Here is an 18,882-nt window from a genome sequence, read left to right on the forward strand (position 1 = left end):
ATCAGTTCTTTAGTCCATTTACCAGCATTTTTACTACTTCCCTTTGCTTATTGAATAATTCATCTACATCATTATTCTCTACCATTGAGGATCGACGGCTGAAACACAGATCAAAAGCTGCCAGTGTTTCTAGAATGAGATGACTGGTAGATGCAGTATCATGTGGTTTGACGGATCCTTTATCTATTCCTTTCTGTAAAAAATTGGCTAACAACAAACCAGCTCTTTTATGAGCTTCTTGTGCCAGTTCCAGCATGGCTATAGGTTTATTAGTATCAAAGTGCTGTACCTGCAAGGCCAGGAGCGAATACTTCTTTATATAGTCTCTCTTAACCTCTATAAAATCTATAAGACCATCCTCTATGGTGTTTGCTTTGTTCAGTACTTCCTGCAGAGCAAGCAGAAACTCATTCACTATCTTTTTCCCAACTGCTTCCTGGAGGCTGTTCTTATCGTTGAAATAGTAAAACAATGTAGGCTTGCTTATTCCCAGGTCACTGGCTATCTCAGCCATGGTTGTTTTGTTGATGCCAAAATGTGTAAACCGTTTGATAGCAGCCTCTACTATATGTTCTTGCTTCACTGATGACTCTGCTCTCATACTGACTGTTTGACTAGTTTACTATCTGACTTTTTTGTTTTAAAAGTCAAAGGTAAGGCAAATCCTATTGCTGCACACAGAATTTTCTTTTTGTATGTTAACAGTTTATTAAATGCAGCGGTAGGAGCAGGTGTAAAAAGCAGCGAGGCAGGTAAATGTAGGAGCGCTAACTATGCACTTAAGCCATTCATGAAAATAGTAGCGAGTTCCTTTTCACGTTTCAGCAGGTTCAGAAACTGCTCTCTCTGTGGGATAAAACTTTTGTTCTTGTGCAGGTTGACGAAGCGAAGTCCTTCCAAAGCATCCATTAGAAGCTCAGCAGTGCTGGTTGGATCTTTTAGTTTAAGACCTTGTGACTGTTTTGCATTGGTAAGTATAGAGGCTATCAGGTTTATTTCCCAACTCCTGGCGGAAGAAAAGATCTGCTCAAGCTCAGGCGGGTACGAACCATTCATTGTTCTCAAATACTCTATGATAAAGTAATTGCTAATGATGAATTCTGTTCGTGCTTCCAGGAATTTTGCGATAGCTTTTTGCAGGTTCTTTTCTTTTAAAGAAAGAGGCTCAACAGCGCGTTGGGCTTCTACGATCTTTTTAAGAACTGCTGCAAACAGGTTTAGCTTATCAGGAAAGTAATAATAAAGAGAAGCTTTGGATAGAGAAAGATCATCAGCTATTTCGTTCATGGTTGTTTTGGCAACACCAAAATGCGAAAATCTTTTTTGTGCTGCATCTATAATTGCATCTCTCTTATTATCATTGGCCATAGCTCAAAAATAGTGGTAAATGCGTAAGGAGACTGCGCTACTATCTCAATAGGTTAAGCTAATCTTGCTACTTATTTTTGTACGAAACAAAATCGTCGTCTCTTCACTTACGAAAACTGGCACATCTTTTTATCACTTCCCCCAAACAGTACTATGACAGCTAAATTATTCCAGCCGATAACGTTCAGAAATATCACGCTTAAGAACAGGATCGTTGTTTCGCCTATGTGTCAATATTCAAGTGCGGATGGTTATGCTAACGACTGGCACTTAGTGCATTTAGGTAGTCGTGCTGTGGGTGGTGCTGGTTTAATAATATGTGAGGCCTCTGCAGTTACACCAGAGGGAAGAATTACGCCTGATGATTTGGGAATATGGAAAGATGACCACATTCCCATGTTGCAGCGCATCACCTCTTTTATACATGAACATGGTTCGGTGGCGGGCATACAACTGGCACATGCCGGTAGAAAAGCCAGCACTACCAGCCCGTGGAAAGGTCATAAAACTCTTCTGCCAGAAGAAGGAGGATGGCAAACGCTGGCACCATCTCCCATACCTTTTAATGAAGGTGATCCTGCGCCAAAAGAAATGACCAAAGCTGACATCATGCAATGTGTGCACGATTTTAAAACCGCAGCATTGCGAAGTATACAGGCAGGTTTTAAAGTGATTGAAATACATGCTGCACACGGATACCTGATCAACGAGTTTTTGAGCCCGCTCACCAATCATAGGACCGATGAGTATGGTGGCTCATTTGAAAACAGGAACAGGTTTTTGCTGGAGGTGATAGACGCAGTCAGGGAAATTTGGGATGAAAGCCGGCCGCTGTTTGTACGCATATCAGCAACAGACTGGGTAGAAGGAGGTTTTACAATTGATGATGCAGTAGCCCTGGCTAATGTGCTTCAAACAAAGTCTGTGGATCTTATAGATTGTTCTTCAGGAGGCGTTTCTCCTTTGCAACAGATAACTGCCGGTCCATCGTACCAGGTGCCTTTTGCTGAAGCTATCAAGAAGCAAACAGGGATGGCTACCGGCGCTGTAGGTATCATTACCTCGGCACAACAAGCAGAAGGTATACTGGAACAGGGACAGGCAGATGTAGTGCTACTGGCGCGTGAATTTCTGCGTGATCCGCATTTTCCACTACATGCTGCAAGAGAACTTCAGCAAGATATTGCATGGCCTGTGCAATATGAAAGGGCGAAGAGAGGGTAGTGGGTCTGGATGCTAGATAGTGGATAACGGATGCTAGATGCTATATGATCGATGCCTACTTTACTACCAAACCTTCATATTGAAAAAGGTAACGGCATTGATTGTAACTCTAACCACCATATAAAATCATCAACTAGTTGCTCATTATCTCTTCCTTTGTTAGCTCAACGCTTACCATCACTTGTTTTTTAGGAAGAATGATGTGAAAGCTGGTTCCTTTACCTGGCTTGCTTTCCACTTTTATATGCCCGTTGTGGTTCTCTATAATTTTTTTGCAAATGGCTAGTCCAATACCTGTTCCCTGGTACTCGCTATGGCTGTGTAAGCGCTGGAAGATTTTGAAGATCTTATCGACATACTTCTCATCGAAACCGATGCCGTTATCTTTTACCGAAATACATACAAAATCATCTGCCTGTATACCTAGTTCATTAGCCTCGTCTAAAGAGATCTCACATTCTTCAATAGCAAGCATTGGTTCCTCGCTGTTGTTAAACTTCAGTCCGTTGCTTATCAGGTTTTGAAACAGCTGGTGCATCTGGCCAGGAATGGCTTCAATAACCGGAAGCTTCGGAATATGAAAAGCAACCTTCTTCTCTTTAATGATGATCTCAAGATCCTCCAATATCCTGCTGAGGACATTGTTGAGATCTGTTTGTGTGAAATGAAGGTTTGTATTGCTCAGCTTTGAGAAAGTCAGCACATCATCTATTAGTGTTTGCATACGCTGCGATGACCGGATCATTTTATCAAGATATCCAAGTTCATTGTCTTGAAGCTGGCTGTTTATCTTAGAATAAAGCAAGTTGCCATAAGTCTGTATTTTTCTCAATGGCTCTTTCAGATCGTGCGATGCTACAGACGCAAATTGCATCAGGTCGTAGTTCGACCGCTCCAACTCATTGTTGCTTGTTTTTAGTTGGTTCGATTTCAGGCGCAGATCCTCGTAACCCTTTGCCAGCAGTTCAAGTGCCTGCTTCTGCGTGGTGATATCTATAAATGTAAGCACCAATCCATCGTCCATTTTTACACCTATCAGTTGAAGCCAGCGCTCCTTTTTCTCGTAAAAATGTTCCATGAAAAGTGTCTCACCTGAATGGATCACATGCACCAGCTTTTCAAAGATGTCTTTGCTTTCGTCAGGGAATTGGGTTCTAAAGCTTCTTCCAACAAGGTGGCCCGGTGGTAGGTCAAGAAAGTTTTCAGAGAATTTATTTGCCGCCAGCCATTCAAGGTCGGCTATTTGATTTTCTTCATTGCGAATAGCTTTAAAGGCCATGATACCATTAAGCGAACTGTTGAACACGCTTTGTATCAGGCTATTCAATTGCTTCAGTTCAGTGATATCTACAAAAGTTATTACAGTACCATCTGAAGTAGAATCCTGTCGCAAGAAAGGATTGATCAGCATCCGGTATATAGCACCATCTCCTGTGGTAACCTCTTTTTCTATTTGTTCATCTGTACTAATCACTTGTTTTATATCAGCTATCAGGTCAATATCCTGCACGTTGTACGATATGTCACTGATCTTCCTGCCTATATCACTCTCCCTCAGGTTTACAAGTAATTTTGCCGAAGGAGAAAACCTGCGTATGATAAGGTTCTTATCAACCAGAAGTTGGCCAATGTTTGTGTTTAAGAAGTAATTGTTCAGGTCGTCGTTCAGTTCTATCAGCTCCTTTATCTTCAGCTGGTGTTCTGTATTTACAGTATGCAGTTCTTCATTCAGCGATTGCAGTTCTTCGTTGGTGCTTTGTAATTCTTCATTCGCTGAAATCATCTCCTCGTTGCTCGACTGCAATTCCTCGTTGCTTGTTTCCAGTTCTTCTACTACCGACTGAAGATTTTCTTTTGTCTCCTTTAGCTCTTGTTCCAGTTCATGTAAACGTTCCTGCAAATCATTGGAACCTTGCTCAACAGGATAATCCTTCTTTACCTTTTGCTGTTTTTCTTCTTCGCAGAGTACTATGTAAATAAACGGCTGCACAAATTCATCTTGCTGCAGAAAAGGACGAACAATAATGGTTATTACACGTAAACTATTATTCTGGTCCCGGATCTTAATATTCTTCACTACTACCTTCTCGCCATCCGTAGTAGCCCGACGAACTGCGGAGGTGATAGCAAGCGCCAGCTCCGGCGCCACAAGCTTTTGCAGGCTGAAATTGAAATTGGTATCAGGAAAGCTTAAGAAGTTTTTGAAGTTACCAGTTGCCTGTTTTACTTCCATGTCTTTGTCTACAAGGATGCCTGCAAAATTGAACGCCTCTGTTACCGTTTCTGAAAATAGTTCAGGAAGAAAGTTCAGCGCGTTCTTCTGCTTAAAGGATTTTGTTTTTCCAAGGTACCGGTTATCCATCAGCATTGGTAACATTCCATCATCCAACAGCTTGGCGCGCTCTACTGTTTTAAAGATCTTCCACTTTTTATTTACCTCTGTTACCTGCTCTTTCAAAATGCTGATGTTCTCTGAAGGTCCCAACATCAAAAAGCCTCCGCTGTTTAGCGCAAAGTGAAACTTCTTCAGGATCTTATGCTGCAATTCTGCATTCATATAAATGAGCATATTGCGGCACGACACAAGGTCAACTTTGCAGAACGGTGGATCTTTAAGAACATCGTGTGGCGCAAACACCACCATCTTTCTTATAATGGGTGATATCCTGTAATAATCACCTTCTGGCTTAAAATATTTCTCCAGCCATTCACCCGGAATATCGTTGGCTATTGTTTTAGGATAAATACCCCTGGATGCAACTTCAAGTGCAGCAGGGTCTATATCAGAAGCAAATATTTTTACCGTAACATCGGCTGCTTCATTTTTCTCCAGGTGGTCTTGTACCAGTATGGCCATTGAATAAGCCTCCTCACCTGTACTGCATGCTACTACCCAAATTTTTACCGAGCCTTCACCTCCTTGTTTATTAAGTATGGCAGGCATCACCTGCTGCCGTAGCGTATCAAAGGCCTCTCCATCGCGGAAGAATTTGGTGACACCGATCAGAAAATCTTTACTCAGCTTTTTTACCTCTTCATTGTTCTTATTTAAGAAGTTGCGGTAGTCTACCAGGTTGATGAAGTTGTTCTGCGTCATCCGCTTTACCAGGCGCCGGTTGATGGTAGGCCGCTTATAACTGCTGAAGTCATAGCCGGTTTCCATCTTTACTATTTCCAGTATCTCTTTCACTATGGTTTCATCCTTCCTGTTCAGTTCATTAAAAGCTTTCAGGAAAGGTGCTTCTACTATGAATTCAGTAAGCTCTCCGGGTATCAATTCAGGTGGTAATATCAGGTCGGCATAGCCGGTGGCTATAGCGCTATTAGGCATGCCATCAAAGCGTGCTGAAACTGCATCCTGCACTATCACTATACCACCATTATTTTTTATGGCTTCTATACCACGTGTGCCGTCGGTGCCTGTGCCAGACAATATGATCCCAATTGCCTTGTTACCTTTTTCCTTTGCAAGCGCAGTAAAAAAAGTGTCAATAGCTGTATTGGGCGCACGGTTATCTACTTTTTCCGTCAGCACTATCGTGTCCTTCGTCACGCTCATCAGCTTCTTGCTCGGAATTAAGTAAATGTGGTTAGGAAGGAGCTTCATGCCGTCAGCAGCTTCTATAATTTTCATAGAAGTATGCTTGGCCAGCAGTTCAGGCATCAGGCTTTTATAGTCCGGAGAAAGATGCTGTATAACAACAAAAGAAAAATTGGTGTCAGCGGGCATGTTATCAAAAAGCTCGTGGATTGCTTCTAGCCCTCCAGCCGATGCACCTATTCCAACTATATAATTACTGTTTATATTTTCTAGTTCTAAACCTACTTTATTGTCTGCCATGATACCTTCACTGAGGTCGTAAATGTATCAAATTAATTGCTTGAATTTTCAAGATAATGCATCTTTGCCTATATGAAGAAGCCTCTCGATATCCTATTGATAGAAGATGATGTAGATGATGTAGATCTGCTTAAGGAAGCACTTGACGAAAATTCCATTGATTACCAGATAGAGGTGATAATGGAAGGGGATAAAGTGTCCAATCATATACAGGATAGTACACACCTGCCCGGAATTATTGTAATGGATCTAAATCTTCCAAAAGCTGATGGCAAAGAGGTACTGCAAGTGTTAAAATCTAATGGTCCTTTTTCAGATGTGCCTGTAATTGTTCTTACTACTTCATCGTCCAAAGAAGATATAGATTACTGTTACAAAATGGGCGTGAATAAATTTATCACCAAGCCTGCTACCATTGAAGGGTGGAACGAGACCATCAGCAAGATTTTAGATGTAGCTGGTGCTTAAACGTGGAGACTTGCAGTAGAGCTTTGATGAAGCTTTTGTTGCGACGCTCCGTTCGTCTTTATCTTTCATGGCGGCACCATTTTGCACCTTTAAAAGGTCTACAAACGCAGTGGGTTTACAGGTTCATCATTCCAATATATTTTATGTGAGGACCCAAAATCAATTCACCTATAAATGATCTTGATAATTACAGAAGCCACTATTGATGTGATGATATCTGATGAGAGATTTTAGATTTTAGATTTCGGACTTTAGATTGCTGAACGCTGATACCTGATACCTCACGCCTCATACCTCACTCCAATTCTGTAACTTGATTATCTCTTTTAAATTTAAGAATGACAGTAACAGCACCCCAGTCACTTGGTTTCTTGAGCAGTGGCGGAGAGATGGGAAAACTGGTTCGCAACAACGATTGGAGTACAACCGCCATCGGCACTCCCGACACCTGGCCCCAGAGCTTACGCAGTATTGTAGGAATAATCCTCAACTCGCAGTTCCCAATGTTCGTGTGGTGGGGGCCTGAGCTGACAACAATCTATAACGATGCATACATACCCATAGCCGGCAAAAAGCACCCTACGCTTTTAGGAAACAGTGGTTCTAAAGCCTGGGCAGAGGCATGGGATGACCTTTCGCCGCTGGTGGAAAGGGTTTTCCAGGGGCATTCAACCTGGAGCGAAGACCAGGTGCTGTATATCAACCGCCGCGGTTACAACGAAGAAACCTATTTCACCTTTTCGTACAGCCCATTGATGAATGACAATGGCCAGGTAGAAGGACTCTTCTGCGCCTGTATTGAAACTTCTGAAAAAGTTTTTGCTACGCGGAAAATAGAAGAAAGTGAACGAAACCTGCGGGCTACTATCCTTCAATCGCCCGTAGCTATGTGTATTTTGAAAGGCCCATCGCTGGTGCTGGAGATCGCCAATACACGAATGTTTGAGCTGTGGGGAAAAGGCGCCGATGAGCTGTTGCATAAACCAATTTTTGAGGGATTACATGAGGTACGAAACCAGGGATTGGAAGAAATCCTGGCGCATGTTTATAATACCGGCGAAACGTTTTCTGCAAGCGAAAGACCAATAGAACTGCCTCGCGGTGGCAAGTTGGAAATGTTATATGTGAATTTTGTTTACGAGCCTTTCAGGGATTCGGATGGCAGCATTATTGGCATCATTGCCGTAGCCATAGATGTAACAGAACAGGTAGTAGCAAGGCTGAAAGTAGAAGAAAGCGAACAAGCCATGAAGCGGTTTAAATTCATGGCTGATAATGCACAGGATCCTTTCTTACTAATGCGCGAAGATGGTTCATTTGCTTACCTGAATAGAAAAGCATTGGAAGCATGGGGATATTCTGAGGATGAAGCAAATTCTTTAACCGTACCCGATGTTTTTCCCGACATGGATGATGAAGGTTTCAGCGAGCTTTTTGAAAAAGGACTGCATGAAAAACTACATCAACAGGAAACCCTGCACAAGCGAAAAGACGGCTATATATACCCGGTAGAGGTTAATATGGGATCTCTGGTGCTTGGTGGTAATCCTTATCTTTTTGCCATTGCCCGCGATATTACTGAACGAAAAAAACTGGAAGATGCCACTCGCGAAAGTGAGGCCCGTTACAGGCTGGCTGTAGAGTCGGCCCGGCTAGGAACTTTTCATGTAAATATGTTCAGGCAAACCATCATGTACTCTCCGCGGCTGGCCGAGATCTTTGGTTTTTCCGACATGCAGAATATGCCCTATAAAGCCTTTGTAGAAACTTTACACCCGGAAGATGTACCTATACGAACAAGGGCACATGAAAATGCAAGGCACTCAGGCGAGCTTTTTTACGAAGCGCGTATCATACAGCCCGCTGGAGATGTAAGGTGGGTGCGCCTGAATGGTGCCCTCATCAACCAGGAAACTGAACCCGTTTTGATAGGAACTGTGCTGGACATAACTGAAGAAAAAAGAAACGCAGAACTGCTGGAGCAAAAGATTGAAGAACGAACCAACGAGCTCAGACAGGCGAATGAACAACTGAAGCAGTTTACTTATGCCGCTTCTCATGATCTGCAGGAGCCACTGCGCAAGATCAGCTTCTTTACCGACAGACTGCTTAGCAAAATAGGGCCGGATATAAGTGAAGAAAATGTACAGATAGCTGACCGCATCAGGGCTACCAGCAAAAGAATGCGCACGCTTATTGACGACCTGCTTAACTACTCCAATGCTTCTCTTGGTTCTGTTGGCTTTTCAGATGTGGATCTGAATACGGTGGTGCACGAGGTGCTGGATGATATGGAAGCCACAATAATTGAAAAGAATGCAACAGTAGAGGTGGGGAAACTGCCACAGGTAAAAGGGGATTACCGGCAGATGAAGCAACTGTTCCAAAACCTGGTGAGCAACGCGCTGAAGTACCATAAAAAAGATACACCGCCACGTGTTGTTATAGGCTGCCAGGTAGTACAAAGTGAATTGATGCCAGACCTGCTGCACACCAGTGACCGCGTAAAGAGCTTTTACGAACTAGAAGTAAGTGATAATGGTATCGGTTTCCAGCAGGAGCACCACAAGCGGATATTCGGACTGTTCCAGCGCTTGCACGGAAAATCAGAATATGAAGGCACAGGTGTAGGATTAGCTATTGTACAAAAGGTTATAGAGAACCATCATGGTTTTATAACTGCAGAAAGTACTTATGGAGAGGGCGCAACTTTCAAGATTTATCTTCCTGAGAACTAAAATTTATTTGTACGTCATCCTGGTGATCAACGAATGTTTTTTAGAAGGCGAAAAAAAAAACTTTAAAGAAAGCTGCTGCCGCTTATATTTGCAGCCCGAAAAGCAGCCGCTTGAGGTTTGGCGAGGTAGCTCAGCTGGTTAGAGCATCGGATTCATAACCCGAAGGTCGGCAGTTCAAGTCTGCTCCTCGCTACATAGCCCAAATTCTTACTTTATAAGAATTTGGGCTTTTTCTTTTTTAGCTATCTACAGGTAGTAGACAGTAATAAGCTTCCCCCTAAAGCCCTCTCATCATTCGAGATTCCTTCTGCAAAACCGGCTTCAGCCTTTGTGTTTCATTTTCTTACAATTGCAAATTTCCTTTCTTTCTACTGCTGCATACTTCACAGAGAATTAATGCGTTACTTTAAATTGTAGAGATTAAACTGTTGATGTAATTAGATTATTTAAACACGATTCTTTAGATGAGTAGTAGGAGATGTTGGAAAGTATATGCGATACTACTTGTATATATTTTTTTAGCTAAAGTAGATACATCTGCACAACACCAATGGTACGAGCAAAAGCATACCCAGCGGTTGTGGAATAATCAAAACGGGTTGCCGCAGAATACTGTATTTGATATAGCTAAAGACGGAGAAGGTTTCGTATGGATAGCCACTGAAGAAGGATTGGCCCGTTTTGATGGTACTGAGATGAAGGTTTTTGACGACCAGAACATTGCTGGTCTTTCCTCCAATACATTTTACGACCTGGAACCTTCATTTAAAAAAAATGCAGTATGGGCCGCTTCAGAGTCTTCGGTTCTGCTGGTGAACAAACGGGTTAAACATACATATGATCTAAGTGCTAAAGTAGGTGGCGCCCGTATCAACAATATCTCAGAAGGTGCAAACGGGCGGCTGTGGATCGGCACCAGCACCGGCCAATTGTTTTACATACAGGATCACCTGGTGAAGGAGGTGGATGTATGGAAAACTGATGACAAAAAGAGCATACAGGTGCTTCAGGCACTGGGGAATGACCTGCTAATTGGAACCGATAAAGGACTTTATAAACTTCTACATACAGGCAGTAAGGCAGAACTGGTGGCAGGAACCGAAAAGGAATATGTTCGCGCACTGGCCATTGATAAAGATGGTTCTATTTGGATAGGAACAAAAGACAATGGCTTATTCAACCTGGGCCATAATCAACGACTTCACGTAACAGAAAAAGATGGACTGAAAGAATCCTTCATCACTTGCCTTGCCATTTCGCCGGCTGGTGATCTATGGATAGGCACCAGCAGTTCGGGCGTGCAGGTGTTGCAAGCAAAAGCCAATTTCAAAGATGAAGATCTTTATACCGCTGATGGTGTCCGCAGCATATTCTTTGGTGCAAATAGTCTCACCTGGTTGGGTACCTCAGCTTCAGGATTGGTGCAGCTGAAACCTGCAGAAGTCCAAATGCTTTCTCCAAAGTTTAAGCTATCCTCCAACCTGGTGGTACCAGTCTTTCAGCATGATAATGGAGATATATGGGTTGGTACAGCAGGAGAGGGAATAAGTATTATTAACCGTGCCGGCACCCGGTATATCAATAAGAAAAATGGGTTGTCGCACAATCTTATATTAACCATCTACGGTAATAAGGATTTTACTTATATCGGTACACCAAAAGGGCTTGACAGGTACAACAACAAAACAGGCAGAGTGGACAAGCACTTTGCACAGCAAGATGGGCTGGTAAGCAATATTGTTCAGATGGTTTTTATCGGTAGTGATAACCGGACATGGATCGGAACAAGGAACGGAGGTTTGCATCTTTTATCCAACAATAAGATTATTAAGATCAAGTTACCAGAAGCATTCTTACTTACCGATATTACCAGTGCTTATGAAGATTCAAAACATAATATGTGGATTGGATCGAGAGGTAGCGGCATGATCAAAATTGAACCAAACGGCCGCATGCTATCTTTTTTACCAAAGACAATACTTGGGTGCGAGTTGATTGATGACTTTTGTGAGAGCAGCAATGGCCGTATGCTAATGGCTACGGAAAAAGGCCTGTTGGTGTACAATGGATCTAAGTTTTTGTTGGTGAACAGTTCAAAAGGTTTGCGCTACAATAGCATCTTCAGAATTATTGATGATGGTAAAGGATCTATATGGCTTAGTGGAAACCATGGTTTGCAGCGCATGAAACTTCACGACCTGGAAATGCTGGAAAAGCAGCAGGTAAACCAGGTGCCTGTACGCTTGTTCAATAGCCAGGACGGCATGTTGAATGGAGAAGTTAATGGAGGTATTTTCCCTGCCGGTTACAAGCTGCACGATGGAACTATCTGGTTTCCTACTGTGGATGGTGTAGCCATAGTGGATCCTGCAAGAGTGGCAGAACCAGCGGTGGATTTAGAAACAGATATTCTTAGAATAAGCTATGGCGACAAGGTAGATGCTACGCTAAAGGATGTACGCATTCCGCCTGGTGTTTACAATATCCAGGTGAAATATACCAGCATAGACTTCTTAAACCCAAACAGTATCCAGTATCATTACCGGTTGGTGGGAATGGATGATAAATGGATAGCTGCAGGAAACAGGCGTGAGGCCTTTTTCAGTAAACTTGATCCAGGTACATATACTTTTGAAGTAAAGGCGGAGCAGTTTAACCATTTCTCCAAGCCGGCGAGTTTTACTTTCCAGGTGCAGCCATTTTTTTACCAAACCGCGTGGTTCAGAGTTTTGATGGTTTTGCTTTTGTTTGCTGCCGGTTTCCTCTTTAAACAAATACAGACAAACAGGAGAGAAGGAGGAAGACTAAAGGCGTTGGTAGATGAGCAAACATACGAACTAAAGAAAAGTAACGAGCGCTTTAAATACGCAGCACAGGCCAGTTCTGATGCTATCTGGGAGTGGGATCTGCAGCAGAATTCTATATCGTGGGGCGATGGCTTTATGCGCTTATTTGGTTATCCATTTACCAGCTCAAATGATCCCTTGTTTTCGATGCAGAAATCCATACATCCACAGGATGTAGAAAGGGTACTAAAAGGTATAAAAGATCAGCTTGAGGGTACAGAAACACTATGGCAGGATGAATTCAGGTATTTAAAAGCAGATGGTTCATATGCGTTTGTAGAGGACAAAGGATTTATAGTACGCAATGAAGATGGAAAGCCTGTAAGAATGATCGGCGCGATGCAAGACATCACTACCAGGAAGCAAACGGAGCTGGAGCGAGAAATGATCATCCAGGAACTGACCCAAAGCAACAACGACCTGAAGCAGTTCTCTTTTATAGCTTCTCATAACCTGCGGGCGCCACTCTCTAACATTACTGGTTTGTTGCGCCTGTTGGATCATAGCCAGCTAGGAGAAGATAATGTCCCACTGTTACAAATGATAGAAGCTTCTACGCAGGGCCTGCAGCAGACAATTGATGATGTAACGAGGATACTGGTAATTAAGAACAATCCTGATACACATTTATCATGGATACCTGTGCAAGAGGTGCTGGATAAAGTAACCTCCACTTTCATTAGCCCGCTTAGCGATATTTCTGCAGTAATTCATAAAGACCTGCAGGTGGATCACTTGTACTATAACAGGAGTTACCTGGAAAGCATTTTCCTAAATCTTATTTCAAATGCAATAAAGTTCCGGTCGGGTGCAAGAAGCCTGGTGATAAACATCTCAACCTATTGTTCTGATGATGGCAAAGTAGTGCTTACATTTTCTGACAATGGTATAGGTTTAAATGTAGAACAGTACAAAGACAGGTTGTTTGGTTTTCACCAGCGATTCCATGAAGAGAAAGAAGGTAAGGGCCTCGGTCTGTTCATCATAAAGTCGCAGGTGAATGCACTAGGAGGTAAGGTAGAGGTACAAAGCGAAGTGGCCAAGGGTACCACGTTCATCATCACCTTTCACCACAACTGTACACAGGAACCGCTGGTAGAAAATGTAAATGTGGAAAGGGGCTTACCTGTAGAAATTGAAACCGCCTGATCATGAAGGCAATCCTACAGAGAATGTGGCTCCGACACCTGGTTCGCCTTTGGCTGAAATGTAGCCATGGTGGTTCTTTACCACTTTCTCTACTATAGCCAGTCCTACGCCAGTGCCTTCGTATTCTGCACGACCATGCAATCGCTGAAACACCTGGAAGATCTTTTCAGCATATTCCTGCGAAAAGCCTATACCATTATCTGTTACATCTACCTGTTCAAACGTCTTCTTTTCATCAGGCCGCAGCAATACATCTTTTACTTGTTTGGCAGAAATATGAATGATTGGCGCCACTTCCTGTTTGCGGTATTTCAAAGCGTTGCCCAGCAGGTTTTGAAACATCTGCCTTAGCTGTCTTTCATCACCATTTACCTCTGGAAGATCGCCCACATGTATTACTGCTTTGGTGTCTGCAATACTTGTTTCCAGGTCGCTAATTACTTGTTGTACCACGTTGTTCAGGTCCACCTGTTCAAATTTCAGTGGCTCTACGCTAACGCGGCTATACGTCAGCAGGTCGTTTATAAGCGTACGCATTCTTTCGGTGGCGCTCTCTATCCTGTCGAACATGCGCTGTTGATTAGGTGCAAGCCCATCATACATATCCATCTTCAGTTTCTCTGCAAACGTGTGGATCTTCCTTAGCGGCTCCTGGAGGTCGTGTGATGCAGCATAGGCAAACTCTTCAAGACTTGCATTGGAGCGGCGCAGCTCTTCAATGGTTTGTTCTAACTGGTGCTGTACGGTCCGTAGTTCTGTATGGTCAGTAAATGATACCAGCAGGTGCTCACCAACCTTTACACACTGCAGGTCAAGGTACCGCTCTGTGCCCTGTACATCAACATAAATTTCCTGGCGCATTGTCTCCCCAGACAGGTACGACTGTTTGTACATTTCAAAAACACCATTCTCCTTGTACTGCGGAAACCATTTACTTCCCAATTCACCTTGTAGTGTTTCTGGTAATTCGCCTACATACGATGAAATAGTTGGGTTGGCCATCAGGAATTTGAAGTCTATTAGTTCTTCGTTCTCGTCGTATACAGGCAAAAGCGTGAACATACCAGTTTGCGCAGCATTAAAAACTGTTTTCATTTCTGCCGCTGCTCTTTCCAGTTCCAGTTGCGCCTGCTTTATAGATGTAACATCTGTGAAAATGTGAATGACCCTGTCTTTGTCCATCCTCGAAATGGTAAGTTCCAGCCACCTGCCCGTTAGCTCCAGGAAGTACTGCAGCAATGATGGTTCACCTGTTTCAAGCGTTTTATTATACAGCTGTGAATACGTTGAGTTCATTATTTCCGGGTCCAGTTCAGTGGCCGTTTTTGAGAACAAAACTTCTTTAGGCAGACCTATGTATTGTACAGCTGCATCATTGGCTAAGATAGTCCTGGCATCTATCACCTGTTCATCCTTGTCGCGTATTACTTCCGTTACAGATATACCATTCGAAGAATGCATAAGAATGCTATTGAGCAGGTTTTTTTGGCGCTCTACTTCTATGGCTGCTTGCTTATCTTTCGATATATCGGCGAAGGTTACTACCACGCCATCACCCAGTTTTACAGACGAAGTGTCGTACCATGCATCAAGACCCTCACCCTGGTATCTCACTTCAAAGCGTTGCGAGATACCTGTTTCTATAACTTCACAATGTTTTTCAAAAGCACCCGTTGGCTTGGCAGTAGGAAAAAGTTCCATCATTGTTTTGCCTATAACTTCCTCTGCACTTTTACCGATCATGTTGGTATACATCGTATTTATCTGTGTATACCTAAGGTCAATGATCTTCCCCGCTTCGTTACGTACAGCATCGCATGTAAATACACAGTTGAAAGAACTGTTGAGTATGGTAGAAAGTCTTTGGGTTTGCGCCTTTAGCGCCTGGTGCGATTTCTTTTCTTCATTGATGTCTGAAAGCAGGATAAGAAAACCATCACCCAATTTTACCACTGATAGCTGCAGCCATGCATTGGTATTAGGCGAGAAGTATTCCAGCGAAAAAGGTTCACCTGACTCTACTATATGTACGTATTTTTCAAACAACTCTAGGGCAGAAACTTGCTTCAGTATTTCCTTGAAGGTCTTTTCTTTTCGATCCTTTTCTGGTATGCCGGTAAGCTCGTGCAGAACATCGTTGTAAAGCTTGATCCTGAAATCATCGATGATGCCATCATCATCTCTTATAGCTTCGTATACCACTATGCCAGTAGGAGCATGATCCACAATGGCGTTCAGTAGTTGTGATTTTTCTTTTTCCTTTCTTTCTGCTTCGCGTTGTTCATTGCGATCGCGTGTAGTGCTCAAAACACCGCCTTCGTACATGCGGCGCACCGTTTCATATTGCCTATTGGAATGATGTGCAATGAATGAATATTCTTTTACCTCGCCAGTTACAAATACTGATAAAAAGTGCTGGAAATTTGCCGGTGCACTTTCATGCGAAGGAACACCATCTTTTAAGATCTGTAAGCCCACCAGTTCTCCTTTAGGATGTTGCAATCCATTAACAGCTGGCCTGTTAGCATATTCTACTTTGAAGTCAACAACTTCATTTTGATCGTTATAAACCGGAAGTACCCATATTATGGGATCTGCTATCATGTCTAATATAGGAGCATGAAAGCTATTGTTAGCGATTCGTGTTGCCATAAATTATAACGCAATTTAAGGCTATTCAAATAAGCATATTCTGCCAAATTAAAACCAGGAATACGGCTACATATTCAATGAATTTTGTGCAATATTGATGCTGATAGTCACTCTAAATCTTTAAAAGATAAAGTATGGGAACAATGTTGCAAGCTGCATGTTCTTGCGGCTACACTTCAGGTAGTTTGATGTATGGGATTGGCTTTGCATATTTTGAAACAGGTTCATATTGGGAGCTGGCGTATTGCGATCAATGTAGTGTGGTGAAAACAGTTGATGGAAAAAAGAAGAAGGTGTGCGGTAAGTGTAAAAACCAGCTGCAGGTTTACAAAAAGAAAGGAGCTTCAATAGATGAGGATTCAATGCCTCACCTGCCAGCATGCGATGAGTTTGAAGATGGCCAATCATATCACTGCCCCAGGTGTAAAGAAGAGAAGCTTATTTTCCAGTCTTGCGGGTGTTGGGATTGATAACCGTTGTAAAAACTAAACCCCCTGGAGAGCCAGGGGGTTGTAAACTATACACATGAGAAAAAACTTCTTGTTAGTGGGAACATCTGTTCCGGTTGCAATACTTAGGCTGGCACCATAGGTGCGCTTGTACTGCGTATTGATCTGAACCTTCCATATTCTGTCACCACCCAATGCACATGGCCTCTTGTAGTTACCACACCCGCTCCTTCTTTCAGAAAAGGAACAATGCGTGAATGTCCTTTAGAAGTAGTGGAGGGTAATGCAATGATGGGCTTTCCGCCTTCTGACAATGAGGCTCCACGAATGAAATCCATTTGTCCGCCAATTCCAGAGAATTGGTACGTGCCAATTGAATCTGCACAAACCTGTCCTGTAAGATCTAATTCGATAGCGCTGTTGATAGCTGTAACCTTTGGGTTTCGCCTAATAACAGCTGTATCATTTACATAAGCTATATCCATCACCCTTATTGCAGGGTTATCATCTACATAATCATATAATCTTCGTGTGCCGGCTACAAATCCTGTTACAGATTTTCCGCGGTTGATGGCTTTCCGACTGTTATCAATTATGCCTTTATTCAACAGGTCTATAACGCCGTCCGACATCATCTCAGTATGTAGGCCGAGGTTTTTATGACCATCTAAATTTTTTAAAACCTGGTCAGGAATCACACCTATTCCCATTTGCAAGGTTGCTCCATCTTCTATCAATGATGCTATATTTCTTCCTATTGCTTCTACACATGCGCTTAACTTGTGCGCATAGTCAACTTCAGGAAGTGCACTCTCATGATAAACAAAATGGTGGATCTTGCTGGTATGGATAAATCCCTGCCCATGTGTACGAGGCATCAATGGATTTACTTGTGCAATCACTATTGTGGCTACTTCTACCGCTGCTTTTGCCACATCAACCGAAGTGCCCAGCGAGCAGTATCCATGTTCATCGGGAACAGACACCTGTATCAGCGCTACATCAAGCGGCATTATACCGTTGCGGAACAATTGTGGTATCTGGCTAAGAAACACCGGCACATAATCGCCATCGATGCTGTTCACAACTTCTCTTGTATTAGCCGAAACAAATAAGGCATTTACAAAAAAGCTGGAGCTGTACTGTGGGTTGCTGAAATCCAGGTCGCCCATGTTAGTGATGCTCACTAATTCTACATCACTCAATTCATGATACCTGGCCTGCATTGCTTTTATAAGAACTACCGGCGTTGCGGGTCCTCCATGAAGAAAGACCCTGTTGCCACTCCTGATCTCCTCTACTGCTTCTTGTGCTGTACTGTATCTCATTTCCATGGCAAAAATGCAAGCTGCAGGACAGGCAAAAACTGATAAACGTCAACAATGCGAAATATTTTCACTGATTGTTCTACACGTTTATTGTTATCTAAATCTTTTTAATGATTGGTGAAAGCTGTTTGCAATTATTACCTGCCATATGATTACACGCATAAAAAAATTCTATTAGCCCAACTAGTTTTATATGATACCAAACCTCTAAAACCTGAATTTTATGAACCTTAAGATTTACTTTTTGCCTGCAGTTGCATTGTCCATTTTGGTAGCCTGCAACCAGGGAACTGAAACAGTTGAAAGTCCTACATCTATTGCATCAGCCGGTGCCGGCCAGGCATCTGTACAGGATGATGATTCACAAAAGGATATTGTAAAAATCGCTGTGGGGAGCAAAGAACATACAACATTGGTGAAAGCCGTACAGGCTGCAGATCTTGTTAACTCATTATCCAATGCTGGTCCTTTTACCGTATTTGCACCAGTAAATGCGGCCTTCGATAAACTGCCTGCAGGTACCGTAGAAGGCTTGCTGGAACCAAGTAAAAAAGCAGACCTGCAGAATGTATTGGAATACCATGTAGGCGTTGGTGTTCTTAAAACTGATCTGCTTGTAGATGGGCAAAGCCTGGGACAGGTAAATGGAAAAAATATTACGATCAGCAAAAAAGATGGTAAGATAGTGGTGAATGGTACTGCAAATATTATTGCTTCCATTCCTGCTTCTAATGGTATTATTCATGTGATAGATGCTGTATTGTTACCGCCACAATAACAGCATGTATGGCTCAAATAGGGAAGGCCGCAATTGCGGCC

Annotated in this window: 11 protein-coding genes and 1 tRNA gene; 7 read left to right on the top strand and 5 right to left on the bottom strand. The window is 42.7% G+C overall.

Annotated features, from left to right (window positions below; all coding sequences use genetic code 11):
• Window position 1 precedes the first annotated feature (1 nt).
• Window positions 2-601: a TetR/AcrR family transcriptional regulator gene (locus tag J4N22_RS03855; protein ID WP_207492382.1), complete on the bottom strand. Its 600-nt coding sequence runs from the start codon at window positions 599-601 to the stop codon at window positions 2-4.
• 170 nt (window positions 602-771) lie between these two features.
• Window positions 772-1,368, bottom strand: a complete 597-nt coding sequence (locus J4N22_RS03860; RefSeq protein ID WP_207492383.1) for a TetR/AcrR family transcriptional regulator — start codon at window positions 1,366-1,368, stop codon at window positions 772-774.
• A 153-nt stretch (window positions 1,369-1,521) separates the two neighbouring features.
• On the opposite strand from J4N22_RS03860, the gene namA reads away from it, so the two are divergent.
• Complete coding sequence (gene namA, locus J4N22_RS03865) at window positions 1,522-2,592, top strand: NADPH dehydrogenase NamA (protein ID WP_207492384.1); 1,071 nt, start codon at window positions 1,522-1,524, stop codon at window positions 2,590-2,592.
• Between the two features lie 133 nt (window positions 2,593-2,725).
• Here namA and J4N22_RS03870 read toward each other — a convergent pair whose 3' ends face one another.
• A complete protein-coding gene (locus J4N22_RS03870; RefSeq protein WP_207492385.1) occupies window positions 2,726-6,433 on the bottom strand; it encodes a chemotaxis protein CheB in 3,708 nt (1,235 codons plus the stop codon).
• 72 nt (window positions 6,434-6,505) lie between these two features.
• Between J4N22_RS03870 and J4N22_RS03875 the strand changes: the two genes are divergently transcribed.
• The 4 genes from J4N22_RS03875 to J4N22_RS03890 all read left to right on the top strand — a co-directional run bounded on the left by J4N22_RS03875 (window position 6,506) and on the right by J4N22_RS03890 (window position 13,634).
• Window positions 6,506-6,901: a response regulator gene (locus J4N22_RS03875; RefSeq protein WP_207492386.1), complete on the top strand. Its 396-nt coding sequence runs from the start codon at window positions 6,506-6,508 to the stop codon at window positions 6,899-6,901.
• A gap of 338 nt (window positions 6,902-7,239) precedes the next feature.
• Window positions 7,240-9,639, top strand: a complete 2,400-nt coding sequence (locus J4N22_RS03880) for a PAS domain S-box protein (RefSeq protein WP_207492387.1) — start codon at window positions 7,240-7,242, stop codon at window positions 9,637-9,639.
• Window positions 9,640-9,758: 119 nt separating this feature from the next.
• A tRNA-Met gene (locus J4N22_RS03885) sits at window positions 9,759-9,832 on the top strand.
• A gap of 271 nt (window positions 9,833-10,103) precedes the next feature.
• The gene (locus J4N22_RS03890) at window positions 10,104-13,634 is read left to right on the top strand and encodes a two-component regulator propeller domain-containing protein (protein WP_207492388.1); all 3,531 of its coding nucleotides are present in this window, start codon (window positions 10,104-10,106) and stop codon (window positions 13,632-13,634) included.
• Here the strand turns inward: J4N22_RS03890 and J4N22_RS03895 are convergent, their stop codons facing one another.
• The gene (locus J4N22_RS03895) at window positions 13,635-16,286 is read right to left on the bottom strand and encodes an ATP-binding protein (RefSeq protein WP_207492389.1); all 2,652 of its coding nucleotides are present in this window, start codon (window positions 16,284-16,286) and stop codon (window positions 13,635-13,637) included. It abuts the gene before it with no gap.
• Window positions 16,287-16,420: 134 nt separating this feature from the next.
• Here J4N22_RS03895 and J4N22_RS03900 point away from each other — a divergent pair, with 134 nt between their 5' ends.
• Window positions 16,421-16,756, top strand: a complete 336-nt coding sequence (locus J4N22_RS03900; protein ID WP_207492390.1) for a hypothetical protein — start codon at window positions 16,421-16,423, stop codon at window positions 16,754-16,756.
• Between the two features lie 104 nt (window positions 16,757-16,860).
• Here the strand turns inward: J4N22_RS03900 and J4N22_RS03905 are convergent, their stop codons facing one another.
• Window positions 16,861-18,069 carry an acetyl-CoA hydrolase/transferase family protein gene (locus J4N22_RS03905; RefSeq protein WP_207492391.1) on the bottom strand — a complete coding sequence of 403 codons (1,209 nt, stop codon included), beginning with the start codon at window positions 18,067-18,069 and terminating at the stop codon, window positions 16,861-16,863.
• 217 nt (window positions 18,070-18,286) lie between these two features.
• On the opposite strand from J4N22_RS03905, the gene J4N22_RS03910 reads away from it, so the two are divergent.
• Complete coding sequence (locus J4N22_RS03910; RefSeq protein WP_207492392.1) at window positions 18,287-18,841, top strand: fasciclin domain-containing protein; 555 nt, start codon at window positions 18,287-18,289, stop codon at window positions 18,839-18,841.
• Window positions 18,842-18,882 lie beyond the last annotated feature (41 nt).

The sequence above is a fragment of the Aridibaculum aurantiacum genome (genome assembly GCF_017355875.1).
GTDB classification, from domain to species: domain Bacteria; phylum Bacteroidota; class Bacteroidia; order Chitinophagales; family Chitinophagaceae; genus Segetibacter; species Segetibacter aurantiacus.

Excerpts from the sequence above, each read along its gene's own strand:
- J4N22_RS03900 (WP_207492390.1), top strand. The coding sequence starts at position 16,421 with ATGGGAACAATGTTGCAAGCTGCATGTTCTTGCGGCTACACTTCAGGT.
- J4N22_RS03905 (WP_207492391.1), bottom strand. The coding sequence starts at position 18,069 with ATGGAAATGAGATACAGTACAGCACAAGAAGCAGTAGAGGAGATCAGG.
- J4N22_RS03875 (WP_207492386.1), top strand. The coding sequence starts at position 6,506 with ATGAAGAAGCCTCTCGATATCCTATTGATAGAAGATGATGTAGATGAT.
- J4N22_RS03860 (WP_207492383.1), bottom strand. The coding sequence starts at position 1,368 with ATGGCCAATGATAATAAGAGAGATGCAATTATAGATGCAGCACAAAAA.
- J4N22_RS03895 (WP_207492389.1), bottom strand. The coding sequence starts at position 16,286 with ATGGCAACACGAATCGCTAACAATAGCTTTCATGCTCCTATATTAGAC.
- J4N22_RS03870 (WP_207492385.1), bottom strand. The coding sequence starts at position 6,433 with ATGGCAGACAATAAAGTAGGTTTAGAACTAGAAAATATAAACAGTAAT.
- J4N22_RS03910 (WP_207492392.1), top strand. The coding sequence starts at position 18,287 with ATGAACCTTAAGATTTACTTTTTGCCTGCAGTTGCATTGTCCATTTTG.
- namA (WP_207492384.1), top strand. The coding sequence starts at position 1,522 with ATGACAGCTAAATTATTCCAGCCGATAACGTTCAGAAATATCACGCTT.
- J4N22_RS03880 (WP_207492387.1), top strand. The coding sequence starts at position 7,240 with ATGACAGTAACAGCACCCCAGTCACTTGGTTTCTTGAGCAGTGGCGGA.
- J4N22_RS03855 (WP_207492382.1), bottom strand. The coding sequence starts at position 601 with ATGAGAGCAGAGTCATCAGTGAAGCAAGAACATATAGTAGAGGCTGCT.
- J4N22_RS03890 (WP_207492388.1), top strand. The coding sequence starts at position 10,104 with ATGAGTAGTAGGAGATGTTGGAAAGTATATGCGATACTACTTGTATAT.